This window comes from Pseudomonas sp. D47 (genome assembly GCF_045447305.1).
GTDB lineage: Bacteria > Pseudomonadota > Gammaproteobacteria > Pseudomonadales > Pseudomonadaceae > Aquipseudomonas.
This window is the reverse complement of the sequence record NZ_JBJGXU010000031.1, coordinates 61,594-70,832: the sequence shown is the minus strand read 5'-3', so window position 1 is coordinate 70,832 and position 9,239 is coordinate 61,594. Positions and strand designations below refer to the sequence as shown.

The following is a 9,239-nucleotide window of genomic DNA, read 5'->3' as shown; positions in this document are numbered from 1 at the left end:
GCCAGCCCTTTCAAGGTCTTTGCCTAAATCGCGTCCTACGCCAATTCCAGGCTGAAATTAAGAAAAAAACGAGTTGAATTTGGTTCAGTCAGCATCTCTCTTGGTCAAAAAATGATCATTTTTTGAGGCTTTTTCCAAAGACCTTGAAAGGGCTGGCCGTAAGGGCGGAACCCATATCAGCCGTTACCGCAGAAACGGATATGTACCCCGCGCCCCCGCGAAAACCAAAGAATTCAACCCATAAAAAGATGTGTAGATACCTATGCCGCGATGACGTCGGCCCAGCAAACATGGATGTTGACTGACCCACCGCTTTCGCGGGCAAGCCCGCTCGCCTAAAGAAGCTCGCCAGCCAAAATCGGCCTGCTCATCACAAACGCGCGCGCAATCAGGGATTTTCCAAATCATGCCCCAACGACTGGATAAACAACGAAAACAGCTCCGGCTGTGACGAAATATCCAGCTTCGCGTACAGATGCCGCCGGTGCACCTTCACCGTGTCCGGCGAGATCTTCAGGCGTTCAGCCATGGCCTTGGACGAGAACCCGCGCAGCACCAGCCGTGCGACTTCCAGTTCGCGGTCCGAGAGCACGCCGCTGCCGAAATGGCTCAGCGCATCGCGGATCTGGCTGTCCATGGCCGGTGCGCGTTGGGTGCTTTGCTGCCAATGCTGCTGCATCAACGGCAGCACCCACGCCGCCAGCGTGGTCATCAGCCCGGTGTGTTCACAGCTGAAGCGGCGCTGCATGCCCAGCGACAATGACAAGGTCCCCGTACCCGGCAATTGCAGAATGAACTGCACCTCGTCTTCCAGAACGTTGTCGTGGAAGTAGTTGAGGAAGTACTCACTTTGGCGAAAGTGGTCCGGCGCCACTTCCTCCAGGCGGTACACGCCACTGGCATAGCCCTCGCGGCAAGCCTGGTAAAACGGGTCGAGCAAATACAAGCCATTGAGGTACACCAGCATCGACGCTGGTTTGCTGCTGGGCTGGGCGTCGTATTCTTCCAAGGCCTGGGGCGGGCCATCCAGCGGGTAGAAAATCGCCAGGGCGTTATCGAACGGCAGGCATTGGTGCAGTAACAGCACCAACTGCTTCCAGAACCGTTCGGTGCCGATGTGCGCGACGGTGCGGCCCAGGCCTGCGTGCATGCTGACCTCTCTGAACAGGCTCATGTAACAGGCTCCCGCCAGCAAAAGATCGGCCAAGGGTTCGGCTTTTAACGCGTACCGTCAAGGGGAGTACGCCAATAGGGGAATTGGCCTGCGTAAACGCAGCGTTTACTTTTGCCGTCATCCAGTGGGAAACATATCCCGCAAAAGCCCGACCTTTCGTTTCTGCCTCCTACCAAAAACAACGACAGAGGATAACGATATGAGTGCTTCCCACGCGCCAAATGGCGTGCTCAAACCCACCCTAAGCGTTTTCGATGTAGTGGCCATCACCGTTTCCGCGGTCACGCCGGCCAGTTCCGTGTTCGTGATTGCGCCGTTTGCCATCCAGCAAGCGGGCAGCGGTGTATTCCTCGCGTTTGTGATGGCCGCCTTGCTCGCGCTGATGTTCGCTTTCTGTTACGCCGAACTGGGCCGCGCGCATAACAGCGCCGGCGGTGAGTATGTGTACGCCAAGCGGGTGTTTGGCGGCATGGCCGGTTATGCGACCTTTTTGACCGTGCTGGTGATGTTGCTGTTTATCCCACCGGTCTTGGCCACGGGCGCCGCGACCTACCTGAACACTGCCCTGGGGACCCAATTCGACTCACAAACCGTCGCTTTGGTGATCGTGGTGTGCAGCTACGCCTTGGGCATCCTCAATATCAAGCTCAATGCCTGGATCACCGGCACGTGCTTGCTGCTGGAAGTCGCGGCGTTGCTGGTAATCGTGTTTATCGGCTTCGGTAATCCGGTACAGCCGGCCAGCGTGCTGTTTGAGCCGCAAATCGTCGAAAACGGCGTGTTGCACCTGGCGCCGTGGGCGTTGGTGGTCGGTGCCGTCGGCATCGGCCTGTTCTCGTACAACGGTTACGGCCCGGCCGTATTGCTGGCCGAAGACATGAAGTGCGGCGGCAAAGGCGTGCACAAGGCCGTGCTGTGGTCACTGGGGTTGGTGGTGGTGATCGAGCTGGTACCGATCGCCGCACTGTTGATCGGCGCGCCCTCGCTGAGCGCGATGATCAGCAGCCCGGACCCTATCGGTTACCTGCTGACCAGCCATGGCAATGAAACCTTGTCGCGCTTGGTCAGCGCGGGGATCTTCCTCTCCGTGTTCAACGCGATTGTGGCTATCGTTATCCAGATTGGCCGCGTGGTGTTCAGCAGTGGCCGCGACGCGCTGTGGACGCCGCGCATCAACACACTGTTTACGCGGATCCACCCGCGCTGGGACTCGCCGTGGCTGGCGACACTGTTCCTGGCGGTTCCCTCGGCGCTGCTGAGTTTCAGCTCCAACCTGGCGGACCTGACCTCGTTCAGTGTGTTGCTGATCATGCTGGTGTACCTGGTGGTGGCGCTGAGCGCGCTGATGAGCCGGGTGTTGCTGCGTGATCGCGAGCATCCCTATCGCATGCCGTTGTGGCCGTTGCCGGCTTTGCTGGCCGTGCTGGGCGCGGGCTACCTGTTGGTGACCCTGATCGCTGCGGCGTCCATGCGCGACATCATGATCATCATCGGCTTGCTGGCGTTGTCGGTGATTTTGTATTGCATCAGTGGCCGGTCGAGTCCGGCGTATCAGAAATTGTAAGGAGTGGGTATGCGCGCACGTCAAATGGGCATCACGTTGGGGCTGGGCACGCCCGGCGAATTGAATGCCATCACCGATGTTCCCGGTGTCCGGGTCGGCCACAGTACGCTCAAGACGCGTATCGACGGCAAACAGGTGCGCACCGGCGTCACGCTGGTGCAGCCGCGCGCGGGTGAGGCGCGCCAGCAGCCGTGTTTTGCCGGCTACCACGTACTCAATGGCAACGGCGATGCCACCGGCCTTGAGTGGATCAGCGAGGCGGGGCTGCTGACCACGCCGGTGGCGATCACCAACACCCACAGCATCGGTATTGTGCGTGACACCTTGATCGCCCTGGAGCGCGAGCGCCTGGCGGACCCGGCGGTGTATTGGTGCATGCCGGTGGTGATGGAAACCTATGACGGCCTGCTCAACGATATCTGGGGTCAGCACGTCAAGCCTGAGCATGTGCGCCAGGCACTGGACAATGCCGAAAGCGGGCCGGTGCAGGAGGGCGCGGTGGGCGGTGGCACCGGGATGATCTGCCATGAGTTCAAGGGCGGCATCGGCACCGCGTCGCGGCGCTTGCCAGCCGCGCAGGGCGGCTGGACCGTCGGCGTGCTGGTGCAGGCCAACCATGGCAAGCGCCAGGAGCTGCGGGTCGATGGCTACCCAGTGGGCCGCCATTTGATGGAGATTCCTTCACCGTTTGCCGAGCGCGGTACGCCGGGCATGGGCTCGATTGTGGTGATCATCGCCACCGACGCACCGTTATTGCCGCACCAGTGCCAGCGCCTGGCGCAGCGCGCCGCCATTGGCATTGCGCGCACGGGTGGCGGCACCGAGGATTCCAGCGGCGATCTGTTCCTGGCGTTCGCCACCGGCAACCAGAACCTGCCACCGGCGGATTACGGGCGCAAAGGCTTGCCGTTGAGCACCGCGTTGCAGATGGTCAATAACGACCATATTTCGCCGCTGTTCAGCGCGGCGGCGGAGGCGGTGGAGGAGGCGATCATCAACGCTATACTGGCCGGCGAGGCCATGAGCACCGACGAAGGCGTCAAGGTGCCGGGGCTTGCGAGCGAGACATTATTAGCGGCATTACACAAGAGCGGCTGGAGTGTGGCCCGGTAATAGGGGACAACATTAATTAATAGTCTAAGTAGTGGCTCTTTAATGTTGCCAATGACACCGTGACAATATAGTGGATCCACTATTTAAGTGGGCCGCTCAATTAGAGCGGCTTTACCTGTATTTAATATTTAAATAACACCCAGTGCGCCGCCGATGGGCAAAAGCAATTGCCCCCAATAAACACTGCCCGGGTCTTCCTTAAGTTGAATCTGTGTAACATTTTCGCTGCGGAAATATGTGTAGACGAAAGATTTCAAGTTGTGTCAGTTTCGATACGCCTTCAAAAGAGGTGAGTGATGGGACGATCTCGTCCGCGAGGTTCCTATCGACCAAAGACTGATGCACTTGCAAACAAGGAAGTACGTTTATGTCAAAAGTAAAAGACAAAGCTATCGTGTCTGCCGCGCAAGCCAGCACTGCTTACTCGCAAATCGATAGTTTTAGCCATCAGTATGACCGTGGCGGCAACCTCACGGTGAATGGCAAACCCTCCTTTACCGTGGACCAGGCAGCGGACCACCTGCTGCGCGATGGCGCCGCTTACAAGGACGTGAACCACAACGGCAAGATTGATCTGACCTACACCTTCCTCACCTCGGCCAGCTCGGCGACCATGAACAAGCATGGCATCTCCGGGTTCAGCCAGTTCAACACCCAGCAGAAAGCACAGGCCGTATTGGCCATGCAATCTTGGGCGGATGTCGCCAACGTGAGCTTTACCGAAAGCGCCTCGGGCGGTGACACACACATGACCTTCGGCAACTACAGCGGCGGCCAGGCCGGCGCTGCAGCCTTCGCTTACCTGCCCGGCACCGGCGCAGGCTACGACGGCACGTCGTGGTACCTGACCAACAGCAGCTACACGCCGAACAAGGCCCCGGACCTGAACAACTATGGCCGGCAGACCCTGACCCACGAAATCGGCCACACCCTGGGCCTGGCGCACCCTGGCGACTACAACGCCGGGACCGGCAACCCGACCTACAAAAACGCGGACTATGGACAGGACACGCGCGGCTACAGCGTCATGAGTTACTGGAGCGAGAGCAATACCAACCAGAACTTCACCAAAGGCGGCGTCGAAGCTTACGCCTCAGGCCCGCTGATCGACGACATCGCCGCGATCCAGAAGCTCTACGGTGCCAACTACAACACCCGCGCCGGTGACACCACTTACGGGTTCAACTCCAACACCGGGCGTGATTTCTACAGCGCCACATCCAGTGCCGACAAGCTGGTGTTCTCGGTATGGGACGGTGGCGGCAACGACACCCTGGACTTCTCCGGTTTTACCCAGAACCAGAAGATCAACCTCAATGAGGCCTCGTTCTCCGACGTTGGCGGCCTGGTGGGCAACGTGTCCATCGCCAAGGGCGTCACCGTCGAGAACGCGTTCGGTGGTTCGGGCAACGACCTGATCATTGGTAACAACGCAGCCAACCTCATCAAAGGCGGTGCCGGCAACGACATCATCTACGGCGGTGGCGGTGCGGACCAGCTGTGGGGCGGCGCCGGCAATGACACCTTCGTGTTCGGTGCCAGCTCCGACTCCAAGCCTGGTGCTGCCGACAAGATCTTTGACTTCACCTCGGGTTCGGACAAGATCGACCTGTCCGGCATCACCAAAGGTGCAGGCTTGACCTTCGTCAACGCGTTCACCGGCCACGCCGGCGACGCTGTGCTGAGCTATGCCTCGGGTACTAACCTGGGCACCTTGGCCGTGGACTTCTCCGGGCACGGCGTGGCGGATTTCCTCGTCACCACCGTTGGCCAGGCAGTTGCCAGCGACATCGTAGCGTGATGTAAAAAGCGCGCGGCGCTCCGGCGCCGCGCTCTAGGATGGAGCAGAAAATGCCGCGTTTTTCTCATTTGATCGCCTGTGCTTCGCAGGTGTTGTTCGTGTCGGCAGGAGCCCATGCAATGGCTAGCAGTCTTGTTTTACCCACCACCGCCCAGTTGGCCGGCCACTGGCAGTTGCACCAGCAGGATCAGGTGTGCGCGCTGGACCTGTTGGACCAGCCGAACGCGCTGGCCGGTGATGTCGTCTGCGCTGAACAATGGCTGGGGGATAAACCCCTGACTTGGTTGCCGACCCCGGACGGCATCTGGCTGATGAATGCCCAAGGCACCGGCATTATCCATTTAAATCGTGAAAAAGACGGTGAATATAAAGGCCACACGGCGTCGATACCGGAAGTTGTGCTGCAACGAACACCTTAATTAAAAGTTATAAGCATATAACTCGATTTTAATAGTTGGCCGCCCTTGTCCAGGGTTCGGGCAACTGTTGTGCGTAATTTGCTTCAGGGAAGATCAGAAGATATGGCGAAGTCCCATGCGGTTGCGCCCTTATTCAGGGCGTTGGGTGAATACAAGAGTATTTTGATCAGTATCGGCTTTTTCACCGCATTGATTAACCTGTTGATGCTGGTGCCGTCGATTTACATGCTGCAAGTGTATGACCGTGTGTTGTCCTCCCAGAATGAAACCACCCTGGTGATGTTGACGCTGATGGTCGTGGGCTTCTTCGCGTTTATCGGCACGCTGGAAGTCATTCGCAGTTTTATCGTGATCCGCATCGGCAGCCAGCTGGAGCGGCGTTTCAACTTGCGCGTCTACAAAGCCGCGTTTGAACGCAACCTGCAACGTGGCCAGGGGCACGCCGGGCAATCGCTGGGCGACCTCACCGCGATCCGCCAATTCATCACGGGACCTGCGCTGTTCGCGTTTTTTGATGCGCCGTGGTTTCCCATCTACCTGTTTGTGATTTTTCTCTTCAACGTGTGGCTCGGCGTGCTGGCCACGGCGGGTGCGGTGCTGCTGATCGCGCTGGCCTGCCTGAATGAATACCTGACCAAAAAGCCGTTGGGCGAGGCGAGCGGTTTTTCCCAGCAGTCGACCCAGTTGGCCACCAGCCATCTGCACAACGCCGAGACGATCCAGGCCATGGGCATGCTCGGCGCGTTGCGCAAGCGCTGGTTCGTGGTGCACTCGCAATTTCTCGGCTATCAGAACAAGGCCAGCGACACCGGCTCGGTGATCACCTCGCTGAGCAAATCCTTGCGCCTGTGCCTGCAATCGTTGGTGCTGGGCCTGGGTGCCTTCCTGGTGATCAAGGGCGAAATGACCGCCGGGATGATGATCGCCGGCTCCATCCTCATGGGCCGCGTGCTCAGCCCCATCGACCAGTTGATTGCGGTGTGGAAGCAGTGGAGTTCGGCCAAGTTGGCGTACCAGCGGCTCGACGAATTGCTGCGTGAATTCCCGCCGGAAGTCGAACACATGGCGCTGCCTGCACCCAAGGGCCAGGTCAGTTTCGAACAGGTCAGCGCGGGCCCACCCGGGCGGCGCATGGCGACCTTGCATCAGGTCAGCTTCAGCCTCGGCGCGGGCGAAGTGCTTGGCGTGCTCGGCGCGTCGGGCTCGGGTAAATCCACCCTGGCCCGCGTGCTGGTAGGCGTGTGGCCAACCCTGGCCGGCACCGTGCGCCTGGACGGTGCGGACATTCACCGCTGGGACCGTGATGACCTCGGCCCGCATATCGGCTACTTGCCCCAGGACATCGAACTGTTCAGCGGCAGCATCGCCGACAACATTGCGCGGTTTCGCGACGCCGACCCGCAGCTTGTGGTGCAAGCGGCGCAACAGGCCGGTGTGCATGAACTGATCCTGCGCCTGCCGCAAGGCTACGACACTGTGCTGGGCGACAACGGCGGCGGCCTGTCCGGCGGCCAGAAGCAACGCGTGGCCCTGGCTCGCGCGCTGTACGGCGGCCCGCGCTTGATTGTGCTGGATGAGCCCAACTCCAACCTCGACACCGTCGGCGAAGCCGCATTGGCCAGCGCCATCGTGCAGATGAAAGCCCAGGGCAGCAGCGTGGTGCTGGTCACGCACCGTTCCTCGGCACTGGCCCAGGCCGACAAGTTGCTGGTGCTCAGCGAAGGCCACTTGCAGGCCTTCGGCCCGAGCCAAGAAGTGCTGCGCGCGTTGTCGGGCCAGCAGCAGGAAGCACCACGAGAAAAGGCCGGTGTGAGCCTTAGCCGTCAGTACCAAGCCGGAAGGAATCCAGGCGCATGAGCAGCCTTACTGTTGAGCCTCGTTTTGAACAACGCGACGCCGGTTTTTTCGTAAAAATGGGCTGGCTGCTGACCATTGTCGGCGCCGGCGGCTTCTTTCTCTGGGCCAGCCTGGCCCCGTTGGACCAAGGCATCCCGGTGCAGGGCACGGTGGTGGTGTCGGGCAAGCGCAAGGCCGTGCAAACCTTCAGCCCCGGCGTGGTCAGCCGGATCCTGGTGAAGGAGGGCGAGTGGGTCAAACAGGGCCAGCCGCTGTTTCGCCTCGACCAGACCCAGAACCAGGCCGATGTGCAATCGCTGCAAGCCCAGTACCGCATGGCCTGGGCCAGCGTGGCGCGCTGGCAGAGCGAGCGCGACAACCATTCCAGCATCACCTTTCCGGCCGAACTGAGCGCCAACCCCGAGCCGGCCCTGGCCCTGGTACTTGAAGGCCAGCGCCAACTGTTCAGCAGCCGCCGCGAGGCGTTTTCCCGTGAACAAGCCGGGATTCGCGCGAATATCGACGGCGCCACGTCGCAACTCAATGGCATGCGCCGCGCCCGCAGTGACTTGGCCGCCCAGGCCCAATCCCTGCGCGATCAACTGGCCAACCTGCAGCCCTTGGCCGACAACGGCTATATCCCGCGCAATCGCTTGCTTGATTACCAGCGCCAACTGTCCCAGGTGCAACAGGACCTGGCGCAGAACGCCGGTGAAAGCGGCCGCGTGGAGCAGGGCATCCTTGAATCACGCCTCAAGCTGCAGCAGCACAGCGAGGAGTATCAGAAGGAAGTGCGCAGCCAACTGGCCGACGCGCAACTGCGTAGCTTGACCCTGGAGCAGCAACTGACTTCGGCCGGTTTCGACCTGCAGCACAGTGAAATCAACGCGCCGGCCGATGGCATTGCGGTCAACCTCAGCGTGCACACCGAAGGCGCCGTGGTGCGTGCGGGTGAAACCCTGCTGGAAATCGTGCCCCAGGGCACGCGCCTGGAAGTCGAAGGGCATTTGCCCGTGCACCTGGTGGACAAGGTCGGCACGCACCTGCCGGTGGATATCCTCTTCACCGCCTTCAACCAGAGCCGCACGCCGCGTGTACCAGGCGAGGTCAGCCTGATTTCCGCTGACCAGATGCTCGATGAAAAAACCGGCCAGCCGTACTACGTGCTGCGCACCACGGTCAGCGAGGCCGCACTGGAAAAACTCCACGGCCTGGTGATCAAGCCGGGCATGCCCGCCGAGATGTTCGTGCGCACCGGCGAGCGCTCGTTGCTCAATTACCTGTTCAAGCCGCTGCTCGATCGCGCCGGCTCCGCGTTGACTGAGGAATGAG

At 60.4% G+C, this 9,239-nt stretch carries 7 protein-coding genes; 6 read left to right on the top strand and 1 reads right to left on the bottom strand.

Annotated features, from left to right (window positions below; all coding sequences use genetic code 11):
* Nucleotides 1-388: 388 nt before the first annotated feature.
* Nucleotides 389-1,174: a response regulator transcription factor gene (locus ACI77I_RS19840; protein WP_406998238.1), complete on the bottom strand. Its 786-nt coding sequence runs from the start codon at nucleotides 1,172-1,174 to the stop codon at nucleotides 389-391.
* Between the two features lie 199 nt (nucleotides 1,175-1,373).
* Between ACI77I_RS19840 and ACI77I_RS19835 the strand changes: the two genes are divergently transcribed.
* The 6 genes from ACI77I_RS19835 (at nucleotide 1,374) to ACI77I_RS19810 (ending at nucleotide 9,238) form a co-directional block, all read left to right on the top strand.
* Nucleotides 1,374-2,738 carry an APC family permease gene (locus tag ACI77I_RS19835; protein ID WP_263275070.1) on the top strand — a complete coding sequence of 455 codons (1,365 nt, stop codon included), beginning with the start codon at nucleotides 1,374-1,376 and terminating at the stop codon, nucleotides 2,736-2,738.
* Nucleotides 2,739-2,747: 9 nt separating this feature from the next.
* Nucleotides 2,748-3,851, top strand: a complete 1,104-nt coding sequence (locus tag ACI77I_RS19830; protein ID WP_242149252.1) for a P1 family peptidase — start codon at nucleotides 2,748-2,750, stop codon at nucleotides 3,849-3,851.
* 367 nt (nucleotides 3,852-4,218) lie between these two features.
* Nucleotides 4,219-5,652: a serralysin family metalloprotease gene (locus ACI77I_RS19825; protein WP_406998237.1), complete on the top strand. Its 1,434-nt coding sequence runs from the start codon at nucleotides 4,219-4,221 to the stop codon at nucleotides 5,650-5,652.
* Between the two features lie 50 nt (nucleotides 5,653-5,702).
* Entirely contained in the window at nucleotides 5,703-6,071 is a 369-nt protein-coding gene (locus ACI77I_RS19820) for a protease inhibitor Inh/omp19 family protein (protein ID WP_094950581.1), read from the top strand.
* A 102-nt stretch (nucleotides 6,072-6,173) separates the two neighbouring features.
* On the top strand, nucleotides 6,174-7,928 hold the full coding sequence (locus tag ACI77I_RS19815; RefSeq protein ID WP_094950580.1) for a type I secretion system permease/ATPase: 1,755 nt from the start codon (nucleotides 6,174-6,176) through the stop codon (nucleotides 7,926-7,928).
* Nucleotides 7,925-9,238, top strand: coding sequence for an HlyD family type I secretion periplasmic adaptor subunit (locus ACI77I_RS19810; protein WP_094950579.1), 1,314 nt, complete (start codon nucleotides 7,925-7,927; stop codon nucleotides 9,236-9,238). Before ACI77I_RS19815 ends, ACI77I_RS19810 begins: the two co-directional genes overlap by 4 nt.
* Nucleotide 9,239 lies beyond the last annotated feature (1 nt).

Bases quoted from the DNA above. Each gene is read 5' to 3' on its own strand.
- ACI77I_RS19840 (WP_406998238.1), bottom strand. From the start codon at position 1,174: ATGAGCCTGTTCAGAGAGGTCAGCATGCACGCAGGCCTGGGCCGCACC.
- ACI77I_RS19835 (WP_263275070.1), top strand. From the start codon at position 1,374: ATGAGTGCTTCCCACGCGCCAAATGGCGTGCTCAAACCCACCCTAAGC.
- ACI77I_RS19830 (WP_242149252.1), top strand. From the start codon at position 2,748: ATGCGCGCACGTCAAATGGGCATCACGTTGGGGCTGGGCACGCCCGGC.
- ACI77I_RS19825 (WP_406998237.1), top strand. From the start codon at position 4,219: ATGTCAAAAGTAAAAGACAAAGCTATCGTGTCTGCCGCGCAAGCCAGC.
- ACI77I_RS19820 (WP_094950581.1), top strand. From the start codon at position 5,703: ATGCCGCGTTTTTCTCATTTGATCGCCTGTGCTTCGCAGGTGTTGTTC.
- ACI77I_RS19815 (WP_094950580.1), top strand. From the start codon at position 6,174: ATGGCGAAGTCCCATGCGGTTGCGCCCTTATTCAGGGCGTTGGGTGAA.
- ACI77I_RS19810 (WP_094950579.1), top strand. From the start codon at position 7,925: ATGAGCAGCCTTACTGTTGAGCCTCGTTTTGAACAACGCGACGCCGGT.